Origin of the sequence: Microbulbifer jejuensis (assembly GCF_047289955.1) — a bacterium.
In the GTDB taxonomy this organism is placed as follows: domain Bacteria; phylum Pseudomonadota; class Gammaproteobacteria; order Pseudomonadales; family Cellvibrionaceae; genus Microbulbifer.
Genome location: NZ_JBLBUB010000028.1, coordinates 39,209 through 65,850, shown reverse-complemented (window position 1 = coordinate 65,850; position 26,642 = coordinate 39,209). Strand labels below are relative to the sequence as shown.

Here is a 26,642-nt window from a genome sequence, read left to right as displayed (position 1 = left end):
CTCAATCTGGCATCTTTGCTCATAGGTCAGTTGCTTGTAGTGTCTCATTGCATAACTCTTGCCGGAGAAAAAGCGAGAAGCCTACGGGCAACTGGCCGCTTTTTCTAGCTCCATTGAGATATGCACTTACAAGTTGAATCTAGGATCTCTTAATTTCCCTTAAAGAAATTGGTGATGCAGAAAGTAAAAACTCTTCACATAGACACTCAACGCTCTTCATCGCCTCAATCGAGTGATAAATGTTAGGTAAATTATATTTAGCAAATTTTTTTGTTTTTTGTCGTATCCAAATTCGAATGCTCCACGCGGAACTAAAAGAAATTTTAGTCCGCTTCTTTCATCTATATACATGCATCCTCTCTATACAAAACTTATTCATGGATTGCTCAACACATACATAAAAATTTGACCGGAATATTTTTACCATATATACGATCGCCACACATTTTTGCTTTGCAAATTTCTGCATAAACTAGTGACAACTGTTTGGGTGTGTACATTTACCTGATCCAAACGGGGTCAAATAACCCTACATTGTTATTATGTCATCTTTCATGAATTTTGGTCCAAGGTGATTTAGTATTTTTTGTTCTGTGTGGGTTGCATACTAATTTGGAATCGTATTGTGAAAAGTACATTGAGGACCAGGCCATCCACTAAGTTCACGAGCAGCTCTTTTTGGAAAACCATCTTACGAAAGCTATTGCCAATTAAGTCCATGGCCTTTCGCGAGCCCCAACACATCTAATACAGTGGTTGAATCGTCCACATACCCATTACTCCTCCTTCCTGAACCTCTATCGGATCAGGCGACATATACTGTGTGGCCTGAGGGTCATAGTAGCGGAAGCGGTTGTAATAAAGCCCGGTTTCCTCATCTGCCCATTGGCCCTGGAACCTTATCAGACAGAAGTAAGGATCTGGATCGGCAGAGGCTTTGGGTGCTAGTGAACCGTGAACTAAACTGCCAAACACAGTGGTGCTATAGACAGGACGGCCCTTCCCATCGTACCCTTGAAACGGCTCCTGATCACTTTGCTGGCGGGCTACTGGCACGAAGGAGCCCGGTTCAAAATGCCATTTAACATCAGTATATTTGGTTCATTCTCATTGGGTTATTAAAACAAAATTACCGTCGACGAGACGGGTGCATAGCATCATAATTTTTCAAGATATTCAAGTGCAACATCAAGTAATTCCTCAAATGCCTCCCGATTACATGTCCAGATTACGCAAGCTGAACTCTCAGAATCAGATAAGAGAAATTGATTTATATTTGGATTGTGACGATCTAAATATTCCAATATGCTCTCCTCTAACTTAAATCCGTTTTGACCATTAGAAATTGATAGTTGGAAGGAGATCTTTCCCTCGCCTTGATACTCGATTTCTTCGATTGTTACCTCGGCATCGCCAATGCTTTTTTCCCAAAATTCATGCTCATCTGTGTACTCTTTGATCGGATCAGGTATTCCATACTTACTCATCTTTCTTTACTTAACAACGCCCCCGGTTATCGGTGGAAAATACTGACAGACTGCGAACCCTCTATCTTCTTCGCTTAGTTTTATCGAAGCAACAAGGAAGCTCCTCATAGTCAATTAAAAACATGGACTCTGGCACCATCGCACAAAACTGTTCACTACATATAAGCATTGTCGGTTCAGCGATATCCCAACCAAATAAAAAATCTTGCCTAGTTGTAATAACATAGTTGTCGTATTTAAATTTCTTAAGGTACGGCCAAAAATGATTTGGCGTTATATCTTTGTCGATTACATTTAATGCATAATTGTTCTTTATTGTAAGAAATTCGCCCATTATCTTTTTTGAGCGAGCATTCAATGCACAGTCATAGAATTCCATTTTTTGTAAGTTTAAATTATTTATGTGATCAACCATTCTCCGAGACAATACCAATAGTCCTGAATGCGTTTCTAATAAATCCAACTTTAAGAGTTGCTCCATAGAAATATCTTCCAGGAAACTGTCAGCATTGAACTCTCCATCATAGACCCTTTTCCTTCCCCGGACGACTTCATGTGCTTGTTCATCATTCGTTTCTACAAGCCTAGCTTGGGGATGACTATTGAAGCTTGAACTCAAACAATAATACATCACGGATTCAACCTTGGGGTGCATACCATTTATGCGGCTTGTGCCGCCAAGTAATTATCCATTAAACCTTCCAGTATTTCAAAGCCTAATGTTTTCCTTGGCAAGCTATTTAAATCGCACACCACTACTAAACAAAACGACGAAACCAGCGCGGGTTATGAATTGCCTTAATACATCGTCGCGCAAATTTATCGCTTACTAAAAAATCCGGTGCATCACCCGTCTCTTCAAACCCAAACTGCTTAGGTAATTGGGTGTACATTGACCGAGGAGGGGCCCCACAGACATCCTTTAGCTTCTTGCCAGTATCAAAGCTGTGGTAGTAAACCGTTGAGAGTCCAAGTTCATCACGAATTAATCGCAGGGCTGCTAACATCGATGCTTCAGCCCATATCTTTCTGTAGGGCGCCAGCGTCTGCTCTACGTAACTCTCCAGATCTTCGAAATCACCGAGAATATCTCCATACACATCTCTCGGTTTGAGAGAGGGCTTTTTGGCTCTACGCGACTTTACACATGCCAATGCGCTTGAGGCATTGCGTAACCAATCACTCTGTATCTCCTCAATCAATACTTCATTAGTGTCGAAATCAATATCCATCCGTATCCATGACATTGTTTTACGGTTACCTTTCTGTACAGGGTGCCCCCAGTACTCAAAGGGCCCGTAATCGTCATCGGGCTTTACCAGCTTTCGGTATTGCTCATCATGCTTTCCATCAAAATTCAACTGCAATACCAGGTTGCACTGATTTCTAGAAGTCTGATCCCAGCCACGATCAGCCTCGCCCCAACTGCTTAAACTGACATAGAACGGCAACAGATCTTTTGACCATAGGGTCTGTAAATCCTGTTTTGACACCAAGCCATTAGCACAGTGCTTAAGTGCCTGCGCCACCACCGGTTTCTGCAGGTACCGACCCAGTGAGCCCGCCTTCAGCTCAGCCACTTTAATGCTTTCGTAACCCTGGCGATCCATTTCAAATTCCATCAAATCGAAACAATAACGGTCTCGAAAATACCGAAAAACTCGACGCTCATCGTCTAAGCACGCTAAAACCTCTTTTACTTGTTCGCGTTTCATTTGCTGCAATCCAAAACTTGTACTTTGCATAGCCAATCACTCCGGCCATCAACGCCGTGAGCAATGATTGAGCCGGGCGGTGTCTGCCACCCGACTTGTTCCCTTTACGCTTTCTATTTCCAAAACCCAAAGGCACTTTGAAATAACTCATTTTTACTCTCCTCACTGTTACTATTCTCAAGAGTTCAAATACCTGGCCTCTGCCGTAAGTACTTAGCCATAAATAATCGCTATCGCTTTTCTCTAAAATCCGCCCCCTGAAACACTCGCACAGGACTGCCTCGCTTAACCTGATAATGTTTTAACCATCGATCACGCACCTGAGCACGACCTTCAGCCTCGATACCTGCAGCCAAAATCATCTGTAGACGCTCCATCGCCAGCTGACGATTTCGATGCTGGGACCGATCAGACTCAACCCGAATCTGCACGCCAGAAGGCCTGTGCGTAATACGTACCGCGCTGCTGGTCTTGTTTACATGCTGTCCGCCCGGGCCACCTGAACGCATAGCCTCCACATCGACTTCACGCGCCAACTGCCGGATATCAACTTCTTGTGCACCGTTTACAGAGACAATCTCAATCCCGGCAAACCAGTTGCAGCGCTTATGTTTCGGCCGATAGGGGCTTTCACCTTGCCACTTGATCGGTCCAACCCAAGACTCTGCATAGGCCTCAACTCCAGCACCTTCCAAACGAATTAAGCCGGATAGATATGCATCGATCTCGATAAGATTTTGCTTTCGCATTGCCTTTTCAAAAGCCAAGCTCTCTACCAGTTCAGCCGAGATCGAATGCTTTTGCGCATTGTGTAATAGCCGCTTTATCAATTGAGCAACTACCCAGCCACACTCCTTTGGACCTTGGCCCGCACTGAGTTGAAGCCAGACGACCGCATTTTTTTTACTTTCCATCCTCTTATCCAAATTAAGCACTTCACTTTTTCCGTGTTTTGTAGGTGATCAGCGGCTTGAAGCTCGCAACCACATCGACCATGCCCGCCTGCACCAGATCATCCACAACTGTGCTGATGTTCTTGTAGGCTTGAGGCGCCTCCTCATAGAGCAGGTCTCTTTGTTTACAGACCACGCGACTCCCCAGATCCGTCACTTCCAAATCTTTGACCTTATAGCGTTTTTCAAGTCGTCCTCGGGATTCACTTCGCTTCCACTTACGCCCCGCACCATGAGCAAGAGAAAAGCCACCCGCCGCCAAGTTATATGCCTCAGAGGCTCTGGGTTTCACCAGATAGCTCAAGCTCCCTCTCGAACCCGGAATCATGACTAACCCCTGATCAGTGGGGCTGGCGCCTTTACGATGAATCCAATAACGACTTTCACTTGTGTACTCCAACCCCAATGCATCAATAGATTGCTGATCCATTGCAGTCACTGTATTGTGCGAAACATCCAGCAAAGCATCTCGATTCACACCTAAACGTTCACAAAACCGCTTCGCAATGAGGCCGCGATTGGCCACCGCCCACTGAACCGCATAATCATGCCGCTCAAGGTACCGGGCCATAGGATCATTCGTTAAGCTTTGAGCACCGAAGACATCAACATGGTTGCGAAGTATTTTCTGACCAAGGCCGCGGGAACCTGAGTGAGCTAGAAACACAACCGATTGTTTATCCAAGCCCAATCCGGATAACACTTCATGTGCGAAAATCTCATTCACTTGCTGAATTTCCGCAAAGTGGTTCCCCCCACCAATAGTGCCCAGTTTGAGATTCGCCTCTTTCAAAGAGTCATCATTAGTTTTAACGCCTGAATCACTCAACCACTGGTCGGTGTCTCCACCCTGCCAAGGGTCATCCAAATCAACGAGTCGCTTCTCCCATTTATCCAGCTTTACCTGTCGCCTTGTAACATTCAGTTTCCAAAAGCCCATGCCACAACCAATGTCGCTACCCACCAGATGCGGGTAAACCTGATCGCGCGTGATAAACGCAGCACCTATTGGCTGACCTTTGCCTGGGTGCAAGTCCGGCATTCCTACTCCACAACACATGCCCGGCAACTCGGTCGTTTTCTTCAGCTGGTCTACCGCTAAAGTCTCCAACCAATTTTTGTCAGAAATCACCAGCCTAACTGCAGCCTGTGACGATGTCTGCAAAGTTTTTACAACATCGGCTTTCCTATAATAAGATTTATCAGCTAACTTTTTTGAAAAAGTATCCATTGTTCTAACCGTGATCCAGAAAGTTATACTTTTTTTAGGCAAAACCGTCTCTCGCTCGAAAATTGTTATTTTCAAACGTATTAATAACGTAGAGAGATCTCTGGCATTTCTTACAACTAGCAGACGCGACTTGCAGAGACAAACACCATTAAAAAGTGATCTAGTGCAGGCGCAGAAAAGCCAAAGAAAAATATTGGGAACATCAAAGCCTAGACCGATTAGACACACGAAAGCATAGCCTCAAAGCTATTTAAACTTCGAGGCAGTCACTATCGATTTAGAACCGATCTTAAAACAAGCTAATGTTGTAGAACTTCTCCCGTAGAGGGAAATAAATAGACTTAGCTAAAATAAGTCTTGGCAGCGAAGCCCAACATTGTGTAAATAATTTTTGTGTTAATCATATTAAGCCTCCTGTTTAGAGTGTACGTCTTAACTAGAAAACGTACCGGGATAAGAGTTGTGCGAACTATAGTCGGTTCTAAGCATGGTCGCAAGCACTTATTTTGAATTTGCAGAAATATTTACTTTCTCTCAATACTCATCTTGCCTGTTCTCACGCGAACAGTGATCGATTCAATTTCTCGCAATGCAATCAATGCTTCATCCTCTCGAACAACACACTGCTCAAGTGAGCCATAATGCTGCTCAAGACACTGCATTAATAGTTCTTTAATAGAAGCCGACTCAGGCACTGCTGGGAGCTTACTTTCCAGATACAGTTTCTCCAGCTGATTTTCTTTATCTGAGAAGTAGTCTTCCACTGCCTGCTGAGACCATTCTCCACGACGTATCGCTTTCAGCTGTTCCTTGTTTCTAGCGAGATCTAGATCTTCTTCAACCAGAATTTGTTCTACCTCATTGAGAAGGCGTACCACGTGGTAGGCAAATTTCACATCGTAACCAAACTTTTCGATGATCTCTTTCCGGCCACCCTCAGGAACTTTGGTACGCATCTTATGCACCTGAGCATAGGCATAGCCTTTAAATCGTGCCCAGCACCCCTTATGCAGGAATAGCTGTCTGCGCTCCCGCACCAGCTCACCAACAGCTGTGCTATATAGGACACAGTTTCGGGGCACAAACAGAGAGTCGATAATATTTGGGTTGTTTTCCATTAGTAAACGAAAGTACTTCACTATCGAATATAGGGTGAGGTCGTACTCGCGCCCCTTACCGCCCATCCCAGACTTATCGATCATATGATGCTGCTGGATCTGCTCAAACTGAGGGCCCGCTTCATCAAAGCCAGGTATCTCGCCTCTAAGATGCGGAAACACCCAATCTCTTGGGGGAATGGCGAATCCATAGACATCCATATCCGAATGATCTTCGGCAACCCCATAGGCGATGGACCCCATGACGACCTCATACTGCACCCCCGTCTCAAGGAACTTGGGGGGCGATGTAAGCAACCCCTGCTTAATGAGATACTGTGTTTTACTGCTCATTGTCCTACTAACCTTGTATAAACAAGGGATTCCCCCCTTGGTATTACTGCTAAAAATTATTGACCGGGGAGTTCATGCCACTGCGCCATAAACCGGGCAATGGATGTGATTCGCAGGCGGCGGATCTGCTCCGCCAGTTTTAACCCTTCATAACCATCATCCAGTAACGGCCTGATATTTGCACCCTTCGCCGCAACACCGCACGCCAGCAACAACTCAGCCTGAGGATACCCTCTATTCTCTAAACCCAAACGCCTTCTTCCAGCTGACCTTCATCAGCACCATGTTCAAGAAGAAGCTTAATAACATCAACACGACCATTATTCGACGCCACTCTTAGTGCAGACTCACCATAGGATGTAACCCGATTAAAGTCAGCACCCTGCTCAAGATGAACTTTCACCTGCTCATAAAGGGATTCATGATTGTTATAAATTGTCTGCAATAAATTATCTTGTTTCATTTTCACTCTTTATTTTTGACATGAACGGCCAGCACAAAATATCATTTCGACTCGCATCTTGCTTTATCCATGTATAGGGAGCAACCACCGGTATTAACCGGTGACTTATCCGTCAGACTTAGCCCTGGGTGCCAGCTTGACCAAGTCATTCAGCACACCATCAAGACCGCCGTAAACAGAGATCTTATCGATACGCCCTGTGATGCGTTCCAGCGCCTCCAGCTCTTTCAAGCGCAGTAGCGTTGGATTGTTATCCATCATCTTGGCGGTGTTATGCAGTGATCGCATCGCTTGAGTTTCCTCACGGCGTTTAATCAGGTTAGCCTCTGACTCTTTTTGAGCCTCAACCACTTGATTCAAGATCACCTTCATATCACCAGGCAGGATAATATCCTTTACGCCAACACTGATCATCTCAATGCCATATTCTGCCAGTCTTTCACGAATACCATCGGCAATCACAAGATTGAGACTGTCTTTATCTTCAAGCAGGCTATCCAGGGCTTGAGTTCCAACCGCCTCACGCAGTCGCAGCTGTAATTCTCGGTAGATAAACCCGCTGTAGTCGTTCAGTTTCAACGCAACAACCTGAGGATCTGTCACTCTATAACTGCCGGTCAGGTTAACACGTAAACTGACCCGATCCTTAGTCAGGATCTCCTGGCCACTCACCTCAATGGCTTGCAGGCGAAGATCTAACAGTTTAACAGTGACGGAACGATTATATTTCCAGTAACCATAGCTGCCAGGCTGCAGTAACTTCTCGAACTTGCCGTTAACCAACAGCAAACCCACATGCTCATCGGGCACCTCAGTGTAGCTAATGGCTTGCACAGCTGTTTTACACTGACCGACCTTTGCCCCACGACCGAGCAAGCCGAGTAGCTTTTCATCGATAGCATACGCCTCACTGATATCGATAATATCCAGCCGAACATCCTCAACATCTTTCCATACAGCACGGAATGACCCAGGTGGGATAATATCGACCAAGTGGCCATCCCGGTAGAACAAACCTACTTGATAATCAGTCAGTTCATAGGACTCCAGATACTCTCTCAGTATACTTGAGTGAGTATTTAGCAAAAATTTTGCCTTGGCCGCCGTGAAGACCACATCGGTCACATCGTATGTTTCAATTCGCACACCACCAGTCATCACCTGTACCCGGTGACGACCCGGCTTTAGAACCAACTCAAATCGATTCCGGCGGAATAACAATGCTCGCTCGTTATCCGCAATATCCAAGGTGTTCCACATTTTAAATAGTGATTTCATCATTCTTACCGCGTTCAGATTTCCTTTTCTCAATACCCTTATATAAAGAGCGAGGTCCACCCAGCAAAGCTGCGGTTGATTGCTTGTGCTAAACGGGATGTCAATACAGAGGTTTTCTTGGTTATTCTATGAGGCTCTCTTCCTGAGAACTTACTTGGCTCATGTAATAACATCTTGAAAACATGTAGTGACATCGCACTCAACAAACCCACCACCAACGGCAACAATACCGGCGCCCTATGTCAAAGATCCGGGCAATCGGTTTTGCAACCACTTGCCATCGATTAATAACCCAGAGTCATGGACCTCTAGTAGATTTCAATCAGGGATGATAGTCCTGTGGGGATTTGAACCCCTGGCTCTCGCCTTTACCAATGAGTCGTTTTTTAGACGACGGATACTTTGGCAGGAATTGAACCTGCGCCCGATCGATTATTAGTCGACTGCTCTACCCAACTGAGCTACAAAGTAGGTGTTTAGGCTTTTATCAACTTGGTACACAACACATCAGAGATGCTTGTGCCGTGCAGGCTGTCAGAACCGGCTCCGCTAACTTGATAAAACTTCCCAAACTCTTTTGTGAGAGGACGGCTACGCCGCTTCCCAACATCTTTGCCCGGTAAACCGGGACTGTAAGTACTCCATCTGATCACCTCGAATCAGGCGATTAGCCAAGTACATAAATTCAAATACATTTGGCACAAACGGAATGGCCATTAATTCCATACCTGCTTGTTCAGGAGTACGCCCCCCTTTATGCCCATTGCACCTGACGCAAGCGGCCACAACATTTTTCCAGCTATCAGGGCCACCCTGAACTCTAGGAATAATGTGGTCTCGTGTCAGACTACGGTCGTCAAACTCAAACCCACAGTACATACATCGATGTCCATCACGCCTAAACAACATTCGGTTGCTTAGTGCCGGAGTAAAACTCTTTTTCCCTGTTTTGCCCGTGCAAGCGATAATTGGAGCTAGCTTTAAATGGGAACGCTCACCGATTTGGTTATAGCCACCATTCAAACGAAATGACTCACTTCCCAAGCTCCACAACACCTGATCTTTAACATATAAAGTTGCCGCCTCTTCGCGACTTACCCATGCCTGAGGCAGTCCAGCTTTATTCAATCTAAGAATTCGAACTAGACTTGTCATTTCCTTTCTCTCTTTTTTATCAGGCGTCATCCACACCTTGTTATTTTCCACTCCTCGCACTTTCGCGGAATTTTTTCTGGAGCCCTCGGACTGGATGAAGCTATCCCACATGCATTCATTGATCCTGGAGAGGGCCAAGGATCTCGAACCCTCAACCCGGTGTTTGGAAGGCACCTGCTCTACCTATTGAGCTACACCTGCTAAACTTCTTTACCTCTTTCTACTGCTTTCAAATTATTGGGGTGATGCCGGGAATCGAACCCTGATCTCCTGGTCCACAGCCAGGCGCTCTACCACTGAGCTAACATCACCATTACTCTTCCCATCAAGGAACTGGCTGGTCTGGTAGGGATTGAACCTACGATCTTCCGGTTAACAGCCGGACGCTTTACCACTCAGCTACAGACCAAAAATTTATCTATTAAAAACTGCTTCTCTTCTGCAGAGCCTGCCCCGCGAAGTGTTTTGGGTATCCATACAGTCGCGGCTTACTTTGCTTCCTGCAAACAAAAACCCCGACCAGGATTGCTAGACGGGGTTTTCGAAAATTTCTTTTCTAATTATCCCGACTGGCCGCAGCCTTCCGGGATTTCCGAAGGACTACATACTTAATTTATCCATGACTTGTATTTGTTGATTACAACGATGCTCTGCCTGATCAAGAACTGAAAGTGTATTTACATTAAATGCACGCTCCCCCTGTCCACGATTTTGTAAAAACAAATTCGGGCATTGTTGTTTTGTTACATGCCTATTTATTTGCATATAGTTACTCACCAGAATACAGCTGCTCGTTCGCACCAATCTAAAACCTCATACCTTAAACACCTTTTCTCAGGCATAAAAAAACCCGGTAGTTTATCTCTACTGGTGAGATGGCCTACCGGGTTTAAAAGAGTTTACTATTAACTCTTAAATTCTCAGAAGGCCGTTACGCCTTCCACAAAGAAAGACGCGACTATGTATTGTTGCCCAATCCCTGCCCATGCATGGGAAACGCACAACGTTCCGAACACACGCTATGGTGCGTCATCGGTTGTTGCTGTACTTTTGTAGTGGCCTGTTTCATTGCGCTCTCAACTGTTTTTAAAGCAGCTCTGTTGATTAATTTACAGTTCCAAAAATTATTATCTTTAATTCCAGAAATTTAAAAACCAATCATTTGTTGGATCGCAATGTTAGGCTTCACAAAAAAAATGTCAACCTATTTTTAACAAAAACTTTATTTCCTTTTAAAATTCACAAACGAAATTTAATAATCCAACTTCCACCTAGTGCTTTTTAACCCTCAATTTTCTGACTGACTATAACATCCCAGTCATCATCACCATTCTCAGTGAGAACTATTTTCACATCAGCAATAGCCTTGATAACCTCAATATTGGTCAGAAGGTGCTGACTAGGCTTCAGTGTTTGAACGCACCCACCACCTCCCAGTGCCATCGGCAACACTAGCTGATCGGCCAAATGCTCCCCCACTGGAACACCTGCCTCCAGATAGCGCTTCAACTCTCTGATCGCACGACCCGCCACCCGCTCTGCGCTGACGTTACGCTCCCCCACAGACTCAAATACCTCAGTAACCTCTCCAACATTCACTCGAAGAGAGACCATATTCCCCGGCCCCGCTGAGCTGACGAGCCTTTGATTCAACGAAGACTCAGGCCAATAGCACTTTTTCTTTACTTGGCTTAACTCCCGTTCAGTAACATGCGAAGGGATACGAGCCGACAGCGCTACCGCCTCCATACTGATCACTTCGCCACGCTCCACTAGGGTCAGGGGCTGAATTTTATTCGCAGGATGAATCCTCACACACCAAGCGCCTCCGCCAGCTGGATAAAACCCATATCGTTCGAGATCAACCTCTACGCGGCATCCAATTCCTGACAACACCGGCAAAAAACATTGCTCAATGAAATCGAAGCTCGGCGCCATACCATTATGTGTCCCACCTTCCAGATACAACTCACTCATACCGCCCGCCAACAGCAACGGCATCAGAACTGTCTGAAACACCAAGGTGGTGCTCCCGGCAGAGCCAATCGCAAACCGGTATTCCCCTGGCTTAACCTTACCGGGCTCGAAAGTCACAACCGAAGAGCCAAGCTCATCACCTGTCACTGCTGCACCGCTAATTTCTTTTGCTGCGCGCAAGCAGGCAAGATGCTGTCGCAATAGTCCAGGGCGATTTCTTCCCGCGCGGATATTTTTAATCCGAACCGGCTTACCTAAACACATCGCCAGGGTCAGTGTTGTTCTGAAAATTTGTCCGCCACCTTCCCCTTGTGAACCATCAATTACAATCACTTTATCTTCCTTCAATATTTATCTGGTGGACGTGACGGGATTCGAACCCGTGGATAACAACAACTGGAGTATTACTTCCGGCCTGCAATAGACTTGGAAACGCCCGCCAGCTGACACCCGCGTCAGAGCATCGAGCCTGCATCCTCAACCCTACGCCAAGCGCTGATTGCGTTGTCACCCGTTTTACCTGGCCACCTGCATGTCAATCATTTTAGGTGGTGACACTCCCCCCACATCAGCACGCCCTATAATCTCTGCAACGCTTTTTAGCGTTCGCCATCCCCTGGCAAACTCAGTATTCCTTTACCCTTTCACACACACCACTTGCTTTAGGGTGTATACAACTTCAACAAGATCCTTTTGAGCCTCCATCACCTTTTCAATTGACTTATAGGCTGAAGGCGTTTCATCAATCACACCTGCATCCTTTCTGCACTCTACCCCTGCAGTTGCCTGACGATGCGTTTCCAGCGAGACCAACTTTTTCGCCTTGGTGCGTGACATCACTCGCCCCGCACCATGGCTACAGCTACAAAAGCTCTCTTCGTTACCCAAGCCTCGTACAATGAATGAACGTGCGCCCATGCTTCCCGGGATAATACCCATCTCTCCAGCGCGGGCACGAACGGCACCTTTTCGAGTTACCAGCACATTTTCCCCGTAGTGATGTTCGCGGGAGATATAGTTATGGTGGCAATTGACCGCTTCCATACGTGCTTCAAAGTCCATCCCCAGTGAATCCTTCACTGCCTTGATAACCCGAGCCATCATCACCTCACGATTAATACGCGCAAAGTTCTGAGCCCATTCGACCGCTTCAACATACTCATCAAAGTGATTCGAGCCTTCTGGCAGATAGGCCAGATCCGAATCAGGCAGACGAATATGCCAACGCTCCATATCCTTCTTCGCCATTTCAATAAAATGCGTACCGATTCGGTTTCCCACACCACGGGATCCACTATGCAGCATCAACCACACGTTTTCGTGCTCATCCAAACACATCTCGATAAAATGGTTGCCCGTTCCCAGTGTCCCCAAATGATTGATGTTATTCGTATTCTTCAGCACACCGTGCTTCTCTTTCAACACATCAAACTGGGCTGACAGTGGCGCCCATGCAGCCATCACATCATCAGGCAAATTAGCCCAGGCCCCCTTATCTCGACCCTTGCCCCGTCGACCACTGGTACGACCATGAGGCACAACACGCTCTATAGCATTACGCACACCCGCGAGGTTATCCGGCAGCTGGCCGGCTTTCAGGCTGGTTCGCACCGCCATCATTCCGCAGCCAATATCCACACCAACTGCCGCAGGGATCACTGCCCCCAGCGTCGGTACCACACTACCAATAGTTGCGCCTTTACCCAGATGTACATCGGGCATTGCAGCCACCCACCGATGAATAAAGGGCATCCGTGAAATATTCTTCAGCTGCTCTTTCGCCTCAGCCTCAAAAGGCACACCTACCGTCCAGGATTTGATTGGCACGCCGCCGTCCTGCATTACTTCGTAAGATTGCTGAGTCATGGTTCTATTCCCTTCATTCTCTGCTCTCATTTTTCTTACTATAGGCACAGCGAAAAGAGTGCCAACTTTTACATACAGCCCTGAAACACCTCCTATCTTATTGTTTTAAAACAAGTTTTATTTTTCTTTAGCGCTATTATTGACCTAATGGTCTGCTACCACAAACATCATATAACTATCTTTAAAGATAGATTGTTATTATATTAGATAGTATGAAAACAGTAGCTATCAGTATTCTCGGCACCACCATGGACCGGCGCGGCAAAGGCGAAAAGCGCTGGGATAAGTGGCGACCCACTATTTCAATGTGCCAGCACGACGACTTGCTAATTGATCGTCTCGAGCTGCTCTTTGATAACCACTCCGATAACCTTGCCAAGCAGGTGACAGAGGATATCGCGCGCGTCTCACCCGAGACCGAGGTCGTGCACCACCGCGTCAACTTCAACGACCCCTGGGACTTCGAAACGGTCTATAGCGACCTGCTCGACTTTGCCCGCGGCTACGACTTCAAGCCCAGCAAAGAGAAGTACCTCACGCATATCACCACGGGCACCCACGTTGCCCAGATATGCCTATACCTACTCACCGAAGCGGGCTACCTGCCCGGCCAACTGCTACAAACCTCTCCCGCCAAGCGCGATAGCAACCTGCCGGGCCAATACCAGATCATCGACCTCGACTTATCGAAGTACGACCAGATCGCCTCGCGCTTTCAAAAGGAACACCAGGAAGGCACGACCTACCTGAAAGGAGGCATTGAGACCAATAACGCCGCCTTCAACAAGATGATTGAGCAACTGGAGCAAGTCTCTATCCGCTCTAATGAGCCCATCCTGATCACCGGCCCCACAGGCGCCGGCAAATCCCAGCTTGCCCAGCGGGTGTATGAGCTCAGGAAACAACGTGGCAAGCTTGATGGCCGCCTAGTTGCCGTAAACTGTGCGACGCTGCGGGGTGAAAATGCCATGTCCGCGCTGTTTGGCCATAAAAAAGGCGCATTCACCGGCGCCGCCGCTGACCGACCAGGGTTACTGATGGAGGCCAATAAAGGGTTGCTGTTTCTGGATGAGGTCGGCGAGTTAGGACTGGACGAGCAAGCGATGCTACTGAGAGCAATCGAGGACAAGCGCTTCATGCCCTTTGGCTCAGACAAAGAGGTCAACAGCGACTTTCAGCTGATCGCTGGCACCAACCGTGACCTCACTCAGCAATCCCGCGAGGGGCTGTTTCGTGAAGACCTGCTTGCCCGAATAGACCTGTGGACCTATCAGCTCCCCTCCCTAAAGGAGCGGATAGAGGATCTAGAACCCAATATCGATTTTGAACTGGAGGCCTTTTCCAGCAAGTCTGGCTACCTGGTGAACTTCAACAAAGTGGCCCGTGAAAAATACCTGACCTTCAGCCGTTCACCCGATGCTACTTGGTCAGCCAACTTCCGCGACCTCAATGCCAGTATCACCCGTATGGGCACCCTCGCTGACGGTGGCCGCATTACCGCTGCCGTGGCCGAAGAGGAGATAAACCGGCTGAGACGGAAGTGGCAATCTGCCCCCAGCTCAGATCTGGACCCCGGAGCGCTGATTGTGCAGGTATTGGGGCCTGGCTGCACCAAAGAGATTGATTACTACGATCAATTGAAACTCGCCAGCCTTATAGAGATATGTCGTAACTCCAACTCCATGGCAGAGGCAGGAAGAACACTGTTCAATGTAAGCAGGAAAACCAAGAAATCCAGTAATGACTCCCACCGGGTGAAGCAACTACTGGCTAAACACGGAGTACGGTTTGAGGATATCAAAACGATCCTGAAACACTAATATTTTAACCGAATGGGGGCGGGCTACCCAACCCCCCAAATATGCAACTTGGTAGTAGGCTATTGAACAATGTTCGCTGTGAATGTAACGATAAGAGGTCGCAATCCGACATTTTATGGCCACTATCCCCAGTATTTTACAGATATGACGTAGCGAGGGTGGTAATTGGATAAATACTTGGCCACTATACATCGGCTTGAACTATTTTTGAGCGATCAATTGCGATGAGCATATAGACGTTGGGCACTACAAACAGGGTAAACAGGGTTCCGATGGAAAGCCCTGTGGCAATGACAAGCCCCATATTGAAGCGGGAGGCGGCACCAGCTCCAGAAGCAAGCACCAGTGGAATCACACCCAGGACCATTGCAGCGGTTGTCATCAGGATTGCGCGAAGACGAATTTTTAAGGCGCCAATTATTGCCTCCCTCTTGCCAACCCCCTTATTTTGCTGCAGTTCGGTAGCGACCTCCACGATGAGGATGCCGTGCTTGGAAATCAAACCCATCAAAGTGATGATGCCGACCTGAGTATAAATATTGATACTTGCTCCACCTACTCCGATGTTGATGAAGAATAATGCACCTGCAATGGACATTGGAACAGAGATCAGAATGATAATCGGATCTCTGAAACTTTCAAACAAGGCGGCAAGCGTAAGAAAGATAACGAGAAAAGAAAAGGCGAAGGTTATTGCAAAGGTGTTGGATTCTTGCTCATACTGGCGGGATTGTTGCGCATAATCAATCGTATAACCTTCTGGTAATTCAGCCTTGGCAAGCTGCTGGAGGGTTGAGAGGGCCTCTTCCAACTGCACACCAAGGTTTGGTACACCTGAAAGTGTCATAGAATTCTGCTGCTGGAAATGTGGAATAAACTCCGGCGTTACTGCAGTTTCCAGGGTGGCAATTGTTGAAAGTGGCACAAAAGAATCATTATCTGTGCGGATGTAGGTATTGAGGAGCTGCTCGGGATTAAGGCGATCATACTGAATGATTTGCGGAATGACCTTATAAGATCTTCCATCCAGGTCGAAATAATTTATGTACCCTCCACTCATAAGATTAGTCAGAGAAGAGCCCACATCTGCAAGAGTGAGGCCCAATTCTGCAGTCAAATCACGATCAATGATGATCTGCCCTTGCGGCTTGTCAATCTTGAGATCCTTATCAATGTAAATAAATTTTCCGCTAGCCCTGGCCTTTTCCAGAAAGTCGGAACCCACCAGATTTAGCTGATCGACTGGCAGGGTGGTTTTGATGACAAACTGGACTGGCAACCCACTACTACCGGGTAAGGGTGGGTTTTGGAACATCACATTTTTGAAGCCAGCAATACCCTCCATAGGCACTTGCATTGTATATTGAAGCTCTGTCGCCGTTTTATCGCGCTGATCCCATGAGGTCAACTGAACGCCTGAAAGGGCGCTACTCGCCAGAATAAGCTGAAACATCCCCTCTGTTTCAGGATATTTGGACGCGATGTCATAAATCTGTTGAGAGTAAAGAAGTTTTTGCTCCAAGGTGGCTGATGACGCGGGGGTTGATTGAACCAGAACAATACCCTGATCTTCCTGTGGAGACAGTTCTTTTTTTGAAGTATCGTATAGGAAAGGAATGCTAGCCAGTATGATGAAAGCGAAGGTCAAAACGACAGGCCGATTATCCAGCGATTTATCCAATAAACGCAGATAGAATTGTCTAAATTGATCATAGACACCATCCACTCTGCGCACCATCATAGAATCCCAGCCAGAAGGTTCCTGAGATCTGGGCTTTAATATTTTTGAGCTCATCATTGGGGTAAGTGTTAGCGCAACTATGGCCGAAACACTCACTGCGCCAACAACTGTGAACGCGAATTCCGTAAAAAGCGCACCGGTCAACCCACCTTGAAAACCGATAGGTGCGTACACAGCAACAAGTACCACCGTCATTGCAATAATCGGTCGCCCCAAATCCTGCCCTGCCTGAATGGCCGCTCGCATTGGCGTGCTTCCTTCACTGATGTGGCGTTCCACATCTTCAACGACGATAATCGCATCATCCACCACCAAACCAATAGCCAACACCAAAGCGAGCAGCGTGAGCAAGTTGATGGAATAGCCCAGCATCAACATAAAAAAGAAGGTACCAATCAGGGAAAGTGGGATTGCGACAATTGGAATGGCAACGGTGCGTGTGGAGCCTATAAACAGGAACACCACAAGGGTTACAATCAGCACCGCTTCAACTAATGCGCGGATCACTTCATCAATAGCAGCGTTAATGAAGAGACCCGAATCATAGACGATGCGCGCTTCCAGGCCCGGCGGCATAGTTTTTTGTACAACTGGAATGAGATTTCGAACCTCTTCTAACATAGACAATACATTTGCCGCTGGAGATGCTTTTACACCGATGTAAACCGCCTGCTTGCCATCGAAGAGAACGGCGTTATCATAATCTTCTGATCCAAGAACCACTGTACCGACATCACGCATGCGAACAATGGCGCCGTCGACCTGTTTCACTACGAGTTGACGAAACTGCTCAACATCCGTCAAATTGGTATTAGCAGTTAATTCAACCTGCACCATCTGGCCTTTGGAATTGCCAACCCCGGAAATAAAATCATTATCAGCCAGTGCATTAGCGATATCTGTGCCTGTTAATCCGTAGGCAGCCAGCTTATACGGGTTTATCCACGCTCGGATTGCATAGCGTTTTTCTCCTATGAGTTCAGCTGTCTGCACGCCTGCAATTGCCTGCACCTGAGGCTGGACAACGCGAATAATATAGTCCGTCAATTGGTTTGGATCGATAACCTCAGCGGTGAAACCAATATACATAGCATCAATCGTTTCACCAATTTCAATGCTAAAAACGGGGTTTTGCGTCTGCTGAGGCAACTGATCTATGACGGAGCTGATCTGAGCTGAAATTTCCGTTAGAGCCTTGTCTACATCATAATTGAGTTCCAGGTTGATGGTAATTGTGCTAACTGTACTGGCGCTAGTCGAGGTCATATAATCTATACCCTCAGCCTGCGCGATTGCCTCCTCTAAGGGAGTGGTAATAAAACCTGCGATGGTTTCAGCGCTAGCCCCATAGTAGGTGGTGGAAACAGTAATAACAGCATTTTCGGTTTTAGGATATTCAAGCACAGGCAATTGAAAAATTGCGCGCAAACCAAGTGCCAGAATCATCAGACTGATGGTTGATGCCAAGACAGGACGGCGAACGAATATTTCAGTAAAATTGCTCATCTCTCTCTAATGCTCAACCGGCTTTGGATCAGGGTCGTTCTTTGGCAATACCGAATTATCTATAGTGACAGCAGAACCATTGTGCAATTTGATCTGCCCAGCGCTGACAACTAACGCATTCTCCTCAACTCCTTTGATGACAACAACCTGATCTCCGCGCTTTGCTCCGGTTTGGATAAAACGTTCTTCAGCCAGATATACAATTTTACCGTTGGTTTTTCTCGCAGTCTTCTTGAGCACATACACTGTCACCCCATAAGAATGGTAAGTGACGGCTGTTTGAGGCAACGTTATCTCTTCTTTGGGGGCTGATATCACAAGGTTGACATCAACAAACATACCGGGAAGCAGTTTTTTATCAGGATTTTTGAAACGCCCCCGAATGAGCGCATTCCCGTTGTTGATATCAACTTCGGAGTTGATGGCTATCAGTTTGCCCTTAATGACTTTTCCGGGATAGGTGTCTACAGTTATCTCTATCTCCTGTTCTGCCTGCACAGTGCCCAAAAAGCGCTGCGGTATATAAAAATCAACGAAGAGTTCATCCAGTTGCTGCAGAGACACATAGGGTGTGCCTACATTGAGGTATTGCCCTACACTAACAAGACGGATACCCAATCGCCCATCGAATGGAGCTTTAATGTTCATTTTGGCAATCAAAGCGAGCTGATTTTGTACCTCACCTTCAAGATTCTTCAGGTTTGACCAATCCAAATCAATCTGCTGCTTGCTGACTGCATTGACTTTGTATTGCTCCAAATCACGCTCCAGCGTCTGACGTGCGTACTCTTCCTGTGCTTCCAGAGATAGGAGTTGCGCGATTTCTTGTGTAGTATCCTGCTCAATAAGGACGGTGCCTTGCAGCACGTCTTGGCCCGAGGAGAAATTGATGCGGGTGACATTACCAGCAACCTGAGGCGATAGGTCTGCTCCTTTTATGGCAACAAGGTTGCCGATGGCGGTAATTTTTTCAGTCCAGCGTTGCTTGCTGGCTGTGTATGTGGAAACAACCTCAATCTTGTTCTGTATTTCTGTGACGGCCCTGCCAGCGACCAAAGACTTGTATTGCTGAAAAGCATAAAGGCCGCCAAAGACAATACCGACGCAGACCAGCATAATCGTCATATTTAGTTTTTTTAAAGGTTTCTTCACGGTACTTATAGCTGGTCGACTATGTAAATTTATTTTCAGTTAAATAAATCAGTATGTAATACTAACGATGGCTACTCCCCTGTATGAGCGTAGGGGAGAAATTACTGTTTAAGGCCCTTGTATCCGGTTTGGTGCTGACAGTGGCCTGTTCCACCACCCTCCGCCCAGCGCGAAAAACAGCGCGACCGTATCTGAAAAGCGAGCCGCTTGTGCCTGAACGAGATTGATCTTGGCCTGCTGATACGTTTGAACGGCAAGCAACAGCGTAGTGAGATCAATTGCACCAAGAGTGTATTGCTGCTGCGTAAGTGTAAGGCTGCGCAGTGCTGAGCGCTCTGCAGAAAGGCTTGCTTTAAGCGTTAAGGCATCCTTTTGCACTGCACTAATGGCATTGGCGACATCACTAAATGCAGAAACAACCACTTCACGATAGTTCGCAGCGGCGGCATGGAAGGCTGCAATAGCGGCTTTACGCTCGCTGTTCAGTGTTCCGCCATCAAAAATCGTTTGGCTCAAAGAGGTTGTGATGGACCATACGCCAGTACCCGACGAAAACATTCGAGAAAACTCTTCAGATTCGGTGCCCACATCCGCCATGATCATGATGTTGGGCAGCTGGTTCGCCAATGCCACGCCAATATTGGCACTGGCTGCCCATAATTGAGCTTCTGCAGAACGGATATCTGGACGCTGTATGACAAGTTCAGATGGCAGGCTGAGAGGAAGCTCTCTTGGCAGGCTCAGGTCAGATAGCTCAAACTCCTGAACGACCTTTTCGGTTGGATAGAAGCCACCCAGAGCAATGATCAAATTTTTCTGAACGACCAAACTCTGCTCTAAGGGAGGGAGTGTGGCTTTGGTTTGCTCCAGTGTAGCCAGCTGCTGTAAGACCTGACTTTCATCTACACCACCCAATCTGAATTGTGTGCGAAGGATAAAGAGTTGTTGCTCCTGCACATTGATAATTTCTTTGGTTGCACGAATCTGCCCTTTGATTGATGCCTCCATGATAACGGCATTGAGGAGATTTGACACGAGTGCTAGATGGGCTGCCTCTACTTGGAATTGTGCGTACTGAACATTAGCGACTTGCGATTCAATATTGCGTCTAATACCACCCCAAATATCTAAGGTGTACGATAAGCTCAACGACGCGCTGTACACACTGAAAATCGGACTAATGTCTGCAATAACCTGGCTTGCTGCACCACCTTCCAAAGCAAATTTCTGACGAGTAAAACTCGTTGAACCAATGATAGTGGGATATAGGGCACCACCCGCGGCATTTGCGGTTTCTTGCGCTTGAACAAGGGTAGCTTCTGACTGCGCAAGCGTTGGGCTGTTCGCGACAGCAATACGAACATAAATGTTCAAGGGCTCTGAGCGGAACAGTTCCCACCAATCGCCAGGGACATCTCGACTGCTGGAAAAGGATTGTGATGCACCGCCCTGCACGTTCGAGGAGACCGTTGCCTCTGGATCATTACGGGTAAATTTGGCTGCGGGAGAAAGCTCTGGTCTCGTGAAGTCAGGACCGACCATACAAGCGGACAGCGTTGCAAAAATGATAAGTATATAGCTGCGGTAAACCTTGGGTGTAGAGCCTCTCCTTGTTCTGCTTCGAAACCCAGACCTGAAATTCAACATGATTTTCACCAGTAGTTCTAGGTACAATGTTTGTCAACAAAACTGTGTGTGCCGCCGTGCTTCGGCACGTACAATTCTGTTGATGTAGAGGAACTCTTGGTTAAATATCACCCCTTCATCATGCCCCCAGCATCTCTGGCCAATAACCGCATGAGTAACATTTGGCGGTTTTCTGGACAAAACCCTTTAACAGGTTGTTGAAAAACTATTTTTCGCCGTCTACTAACCCGAAGAGGGATATTCGGACTGCAAATCAAGTAGTTACTAGTAAAGCAGGAGGGAAGAATACCCCTCTCTCAGGATCGTATGAGGCATGGATGCCGATTACGAGCGTACAAGGATGTATTCACAGCATGTCCTGGGGGAGGGGTATTCTTTCCTTCCGACCCGGTAGTAAGTGCTTGATTTGTTGTGGAGCCTGTTAAATAACTCTAAATTGGTGCCAGGAACCATTCATACCTGACCTTATCTTATAGCCTGGATTCAGCAACTGTGGTCACGTAACATCAATCTCTTAGCGTCAGCCTGGCTGTTGATGACCTCGTAGAATACGATCATCAATAGCGCTCAGACCCACTGCTCAGGCGGAATGAAGGGCCTGCCATTATCAAACCTGAATCCTTCGACAGTAACAGAGCAGCATTGTCACCTTGGTTTGTGGTGTTACTACCAAGCAGGGCAGCACTATCTCTGGAGTGGCGCAAAAACCGAGTTTTAGCTTCCCTGCGCAACCGGAAACTGAGAGAAATCGGTTATGCAGGCTGGCGATAACACTCACACTTCATATTTCAGTTTCGCGCTGTCCAGAACTGTCTGCTGGTCACTGAAAAGCGATTAGCCACTTCCACTACCCTTTCCTAGACCATGCCAACCAGATTGCACTGAGATTTAGGCACAAACACAAGGGTGGATAGCCCTGGGTGAAATTCTCCTTTATTAACTCCTCCTTAACCACTGCGACGGTAGGCTAGGCCCCTGTTTCAGGAGTCTCGAACTATGATCTATCGCCCACTGATACTCACGATGATATTACTGACATCGGGGCAGGTGCTCTCCCAGCCGTCCCCCACTCCGGTCTTTGTCGCGGAGGTGAAACGTGTCGAATGGGTTGAGCCAATCGAAGCTTTGGGAACCCTGCAAGCCAATGAAAATGTGCTTATCACCTCGACGGTCACGGAAAAGGTAACCCGGATCAATTTTGAAGACGGCGACCGGGTAACCACCGGCGATCTGCTGCTTGAAATGGATGCTTCAGAAGAACAAGCACTGCTGTCCGAGGAGCGGTCTCGACTGAGTGAAGCGGAGCTGCAGATCAGGCGACTCAACCCGCTGATTGCCAAGGGCAGCGCTTCGGAATCGGCACTGGATGAGCAGTTACTCAAGAAGCAGACTGCCCAGGCACGCATGGAGGCCATCCAGGCGCAGATACGCCAGCGGCGAATCCTGGCTCCTTTCGACGGGATTATTGGTCAACGCAATATCAGCGTTGGGGCACTGGTGCAACCGGGAACTGTGGTTACCACCATCGATGACGACCTGACCATGAAGCTGGACTTTTCAGTGCCGGCGCGTTTTCTGTCGCTCCTGACACCCCATTCTGAGGTAACGGGAACCACCGCCGCTTGGCCGAACGAAGTATTCCGTGGCAGCCTGAGTAGTGTTAACAGCCGAATTGACCCGGTCACCCGCTCCATCTCCGTCCGCGCGATACTGCCAAACCCCGACCACAAGCTGCGCCCGGGCCAGCTGATGCGGGTGCGCCTGCTGCCACCGCCCAGGTCGGCGCTGGTGATTCCGGAGGAAGCGCTGATGAGTCGCGGCAGGCAGGAGTTTGTCAGGCGTATCACCACTAAAGACAAGCGCACAGTGGCCACACAAGTTGCAGTGACCATTGGCACCCGTCGCCAGGGCGGCGTGGAGATTCTGGCGGGCCTCGCAGAGGGGGACCAGGTAGTAACTCACGGCAATATCCGCCTCAGGCCCGGAGTTGCAGTCGAAGTGAAAGCTGTACAGACAGATGACAACCAATTGGTGGACCTGCTGGCACAGCCGCACTCTGGGGAGCTGGCACCGTGATTTTGTCTGATATCTCTGTCAAGCGGCCCGTTTTTGCCAGCGTGCTGTCGATTTTACTGGTGGCATTCGGGTGGGTCGCGTTTGAGCGTTTGTCCCTGCGTGAATATCCGCATATTGATCCGCCGGTTGTCACCATCGAGGTTAATTATCCGGGTGCACCAGCCAATATTGTCGAGACCCGCATCACCGAGGTGGTGGAGGAACGCATAGCGGGTATAGAAGGTGTGCGGTTTATTGAATCCTCTTCCCAGGATGGCCGGTCCCGCATCACCCTGGAATTTTCCATCAACCGCGATATCGATGCGGCGGCCAATGATATACGGGACCAGATCTCCGGTATTGCCGATGACCTGCCGGTGGATGCCGATCCCCCGGAGGTACAGAAAGTCGACAGTAATGACGACGTGATCATCTGGCGGAATTTAACCAGTGACAGCATGACCGTACAGGAGCTGACCGATTACGCACAGCGCTTTCTGGTTGATCAGTATTCCACTGTGGATGGCGTTGCCCGGGTGCGTATCGGTGGTGGCCAGGATACCGCCATGCGCATCTGGCTGGACCGGGAGGCAATGGCGGCCCGCAATTTAAGTGTTGGCGACATCGAGGCTGCACTACGCGCCGAGAATGTGGAGTTGCCGGCGGGCAGACTGGAATCTGAAACGCGAATCTTTCGCGCCCGGGTTAACCGCCAGTTTATTGAGCCGGAGGATTTTGCCTCCCTGGTGGTTGGCCGGGGTGGAGATAATTACCTGGTTCGCCTGGGCGATATCGCTGAAGTTGAACTGGGTGTGGTGGAGGACAGAACCTTTTTCCGCGGTAATGGCGTGCCCATGGTGGGCATCGGGATTATTCGCCAGTCCACCGCGAATACTATCGAGGTGGTCGACGGCGTACTGGAATTGACCGAACGTCTCAACCAGAGTCTTCCCGAAGGCATGTCGATCGAGGAAAGCTATAACGCGGCGGTGTTTATCGAGGCATCCATTCACGAAGTGTATTTCACGCTCCTGGTTGCCATCGCCTGTGTGGTCCTGGTTATCTACCTGTTTCTCGGCCGGGTCCGCGCCATGTTAATCCCCGCGGTAACGGTACCGGTTTCGCTGGTGGCAACCTTTATTGCCATGTATGCGTTTGGTTTTTCCCTGAATTTACTCACCCTTCTGGCACTGGTGTTGGCCATCGGCCTGGTGGTCGATGATGCCATTGTGATGCTGGAAAATATTGTCAGGCGCATGCAGGAATATGGCGAGCCGCCATTGATTGCCGCCTACCGCGGCGCCAAGCAGGTGGGGGTTGTGGTGATCTCCACAACGGTGGTGCTGATTGCAGTCTTTGTGCCTATCACGTTTCTCGAAGGAGATATCGGCCGGCTGTTCACCCAGTTTGCGCTGACCATCGCCGCCGCTGTCAGCCTGTCGTCACTGGTGGCCCTGACACTCTGTCCCATGCTGGCTTCCAAACTCCTGAAATCCAGCCACAATGACGCCCAACCCGGCCGCCTGGTCAGGTGGGTGGACTCGGCCTCAACCCGATTGCGCGATCGTTATATCCGCCTGTTGAAGCTGGCATTGCGACGACCATTGATTGTGTCCCTGGTGGTCGCCCTTGTGGCCGGGGTGAGCATTCTGGCCTACCCGCGTATAGCCCAGGAATTCACGCCCTATGAAGACCGGGGGGCATTTTTCCTGATTGTAAATGGCCCCGAGGGCGCCAGCTATGCCTTTATGGAAGAGTATATGGATGAGATTGAACACCGCTTGATACCCTTTGTTGACAATGGGGAAATCAATCGGTTGCTGGTCCGTACCCCCCGCTCTTTCGGCAATATCGAAAATTTCAATTCCGGTTTTGCTATCGCGGTATTAAATGACTGGTCCGAGCGCCGCCCCGCCAACGCGATTATGGCCGATGTAAGTGCTGCCCTGGCAGATCTTCCCGGGGTTCGCGCTTTCCCGGTGATGCGACAGGGGCTGGGTGGCGGCGTCAGCAAACCGGTACAGTTTGTTCTTGGAGGCAGTAATTATGATGCACTGGCCGAATGGGTGCAGATACTGCAAGAACAAATAAACACCAGTAATCCTGGACTGAGCGGCGTCGATACCGACTACAAGGATGTCCGCCCACAATTGGACTTCACCGTTGACTACGACCGGGCGGCAGACCTGGGGGTGAGCATTACCGAAGTGGGGCGCACCCTGGAAACCATGATGGGGGGGCGCAGGATCACCACCTACCTCAATAATGGCGAAGAATACGATGTGATTGTTGAGGGCATGCGGGATAACCAGCGCTCCCTGACCGACGTCAGCAATATCTATGTGCGTTCAAGCCGCTCCCCGCAACTGATCCCCCTCTCCAACCTGGTGGATATCCAGGAGTATGGCGCGGCCGAAACCCTGCCCCGCTTCAATCGCATTCGCTCCATTACCCTGGAGGCAAACCTGAGCGAAGGTTACAGCCTGGGGGAAGCCCTGAGTTACCTGCAACAGCTGGTTCGCACCCATTTGCCGCCCGAGGCTATGATCGACTACAAAGGGCAGAGCCGGGATTTTATTGAGTCAGGCAGCTCGATTTTATTTGTCTTTTTACTGGGATTGTTGGTGGTCTATTTGGTCCTGGCCGCTCAGTTCGAGAGCTATATCCATCCCCTGGTGGTGATGGTGACCGTGCCCTTAGCCTTGGCGGGCGGATTGCTGGGGCTCTATTTCACCAACAATTCGCTGAATATTTACTCGCAGATCGGCCTGATTATGCTGGTGGGGCTGGCGGCCAAAAACAGCATCCTGATCGTGGAATTTGCCAACCAGTTGCGCGATCGGGGCATGTCGTTCGACGCGGCCCTGATGGAAGCCTCATCCACCCGTTTCCGGCCTATCCTGATGACCGGGTTGACGACCATTGCCGGCACCATACCGCTGGTCCTCACCAGCGGCGCCGGCGCGGAAACCCGGATCGCCATTGGCACTGTCGTGCTGGCGGGTGTACTGATGGCAACGGTGTTTACCCTGTTTATCGTCCCGGTTGCCTATCAGTTCATCGCCCGTGGAACCGGCTCGCCAGGCGCCATCTCCCGCGCCATCGCCGAAGCCGAATCACCCGCGGTGTTGCAACAGGGGTAAAA

General features: G+C 48.6%; 19 protein-coding genes and 3 tRNA genes. 3 read left to right on the top strand and 19 right to left on the bottom strand.

Annotated features, from left to right (window positions below):
• Positions 1-744 precede the first annotated feature (744 nt).
• The 16 genes from ACL7TT_RS16700 to ACL7TT_RS16625 all read right to left on the bottom strand — a co-directional run bounded on the left by ACL7TT_RS16700 (position 745) and on the right by ACL7TT_RS16625 (position 13,576).
• A complete protein-coding gene (locus ACL7TT_RS16700) occupies positions 745-975 on the bottom strand; it encodes an RHS repeat-associated core domain-containing protein (protein WP_413397100.1) in 231 nt (76 codons plus the stop codon).
• Positions 976-1,157: 182 nt separating this feature from the next.
• Entirely contained in the window at positions 1,158-1,487 is a 330-nt protein-coding gene (locus tag ACL7TT_RS16695) for a hypothetical protein (protein ID WP_413397096.1), read from the bottom strand.
• Between the two features lie 61 nt (positions 1,488-1,548).
• Entirely contained in the window at positions 1,549-2,142 is a 594-nt protein-coding gene (locus ACL7TT_RS16690; RefSeq protein WP_413397094.1) for a hypothetical protein, read from the bottom strand.
• A gap of 103 nt (positions 2,143-2,245) precedes the next feature.
• On the bottom strand, positions 2,246-3,232 hold the full coding sequence (locus ACL7TT_RS16685; protein ID WP_413397093.1) for a hypothetical protein: 987 nt from the start codon (positions 3,230-3,232) through the stop codon (positions 2,246-2,248).
• A gap of 200 nt (positions 3,233-3,432) precedes the next feature.
• Positions 3,433-4,116 (bottom strand): peptide chain release factor H, encoded by a 684-nt coding sequence (gene prfH, locus ACL7TT_RS16680; RefSeq protein WP_413397091.1) that lies wholly within the window; start codon positions 4,114-4,116, stop codon positions 3,433-3,435.
• Between the two features lie 22 nt (positions 4,117-4,138).
• Complete coding sequence (locus tag ACL7TT_RS16675) at positions 4,139-5,428, bottom strand: RNA ligase RtcB family protein (RefSeq protein WP_413397089.1); 1,290 nt, start codon at positions 5,426-5,428, stop codon at positions 4,139-4,141.
• A 482-nt stretch (positions 5,429-5,910) separates the two neighbouring features.
• Entirely contained in the window at positions 5,911-6,837 is a 927-nt protein-coding gene (locus ACL7TT_RS16670; RefSeq protein ID WP_413397088.1) for a nucleotidyltransferase domain-containing protein, read from the bottom strand.
• A gap of 56 nt (positions 6,838-6,893) precedes the next feature.
• Positions 6,894-7,088 (bottom strand): hypothetical protein, encoded by a 195-nt coding sequence (locus tag ACL7TT_RS16665; protein ID WP_299947469.1) that lies wholly within the window; start codon positions 7,086-7,088, stop codon positions 6,894-6,896.
• On the bottom strand, positions 7,079-7,300 hold the full coding sequence (locus tag ACL7TT_RS16660; protein ID WP_299947471.1) for an ankyrin repeat domain-containing protein: 222 nt from the start codon (positions 7,298-7,300) through the stop codon (positions 7,079-7,081). Before ACL7TT_RS16660 ends, ACL7TT_RS16665 begins: the two co-directional genes overlap by 10 nt.
• 105 nt (positions 7,301-7,405) lie before the next feature.
• Complete coding sequence (locus ACL7TT_RS16655) at positions 7,406-8,578, bottom strand: slipin family protein (protein ID WP_413397085.1); 1,173 nt, start codon at positions 8,576-8,578, stop codon at positions 7,406-7,408.
• 397 nt (positions 8,579-8,975) lie between these two features.
• A tRNA-Ile gene (locus ACL7TT_RS16650) sits at positions 8,976-9,049 on the bottom strand.
• 120 nt (positions 9,050-9,169) lie between these two features.
• Positions 9,170-9,784: an HNH endonuclease gene (locus ACL7TT_RS16645; protein ID WP_299947476.1), complete on the bottom strand. Its 615-nt coding sequence runs from the start codon at positions 9,782-9,784 to the stop codon at positions 9,170-9,172.
• 189 nt (positions 9,785-9,973) lie between these two features.
• Positions 9,974-10,045: transfer RNA gene (locus tag ACL7TT_RS16640), tRNA-His, on the bottom strand.
• A 22-nt stretch (positions 10,046-10,067) separates the two neighbouring features.
• A tRNA-Asn gene (locus ACL7TT_RS16635) sits at positions 10,068-10,142 on the bottom strand.
• A gap of 872 nt (positions 10,143-11,014) precedes the next feature.
• Positions 11,015-12,058 carry an RNA 3'-terminal phosphate cyclase gene (rtcA, locus tag ACL7TT_RS16630; RefSeq protein WP_413397083.1) on the bottom strand — a complete coding sequence of 348 codons (1,044 nt, stop codon included), beginning with the start codon at positions 12,056-12,058 and terminating at the stop codon, positions 11,015-11,017.
• Positions 12,059-12,346: 288 nt separating this feature from the next.
• Complete coding sequence (locus ACL7TT_RS16625; RefSeq protein ID WP_413397082.1) at positions 12,347-13,576, bottom strand: RtcB family protein; 1,230 nt, start codon at positions 13,574-13,576, stop codon at positions 12,347-12,349.
• Between the two features lie 212 nt (positions 13,577-13,788).
• On the opposite strand from ACL7TT_RS16625, the gene rtcR reads away from it, so the two are divergent.
• Positions 13,789-15,396 carry an RNA repair transcriptional activator RtcR gene (gene rtcR, locus ACL7TT_RS16620; RefSeq protein WP_299947483.1) on the top strand — a complete coding sequence of 536 codons (1,608 nt, stop codon included), beginning with the start codon at positions 13,789-13,791 and terminating at the stop codon, positions 15,394-15,396.
• A gap of 184 nt (positions 15,397-15,580) precedes the next feature.
• On the opposite strand, the gene ACL7TT_RS16615 is transcribed toward rtcR, so the two are convergent.
• The 3 genes from ACL7TT_RS16615 to ACL7TT_RS16605 form a co-directional block, all read right to left on the bottom strand.
• A complete protein-coding gene (locus ACL7TT_RS16615; protein ID WP_413397080.1) occupies positions 15,581-18,643 on the bottom strand; it encodes an efflux RND transporter permease subunit in 3,063 nt (1,020 codons plus the stop codon).
• A gap of 6 nt (positions 18,644-18,649) precedes the next feature.
• A complete protein-coding gene (locus ACL7TT_RS16610; RefSeq protein WP_413397078.1) occupies positions 18,650-19,795 on the bottom strand; it encodes an efflux RND transporter periplasmic adaptor subunit in 1,146 nt (381 codons plus the stop codon).
• 108 nt (positions 19,796-19,903) lie between these two features.
• Positions 19,904-21,442, bottom strand: a complete 1,539-nt coding sequence (locus ACL7TT_RS16605; RefSeq protein WP_413397098.1) for an efflux transporter outer membrane subunit — start codon at positions 21,440-21,442, stop codon at positions 19,904-19,906.
• Positions 21,443-22,438: 996 nt separating this feature from the next.
• On the opposite strand from ACL7TT_RS16605, the gene ACL7TT_RS16600 reads away from it, so the two are divergent.
• Both ACL7TT_RS16600 and ACL7TT_RS16595 read left to right on the top strand, forming a co-directional pair.
• Positions 22,439-23,518, top strand: a complete 1,080-nt coding sequence (locus ACL7TT_RS16600) for an efflux RND transporter periplasmic adaptor subunit (RefSeq protein ID WP_413397076.1) — start codon at positions 22,439-22,441, stop codon at positions 23,516-23,518.
• On the top strand, positions 23,515-26,640 hold the full coding sequence (locus tag ACL7TT_RS16595; protein WP_413397074.1) for an efflux RND transporter permease subunit: 3,126 nt from the start codon (positions 23,515-23,517) through the stop codon (positions 26,638-26,640). The genes ACL7TT_RS16600 and ACL7TT_RS16595 overlap by 4 nt, the downstream gene beginning before the upstream one ends.
• Positions 26,641-26,642 lie beyond the last annotated feature (2 nt).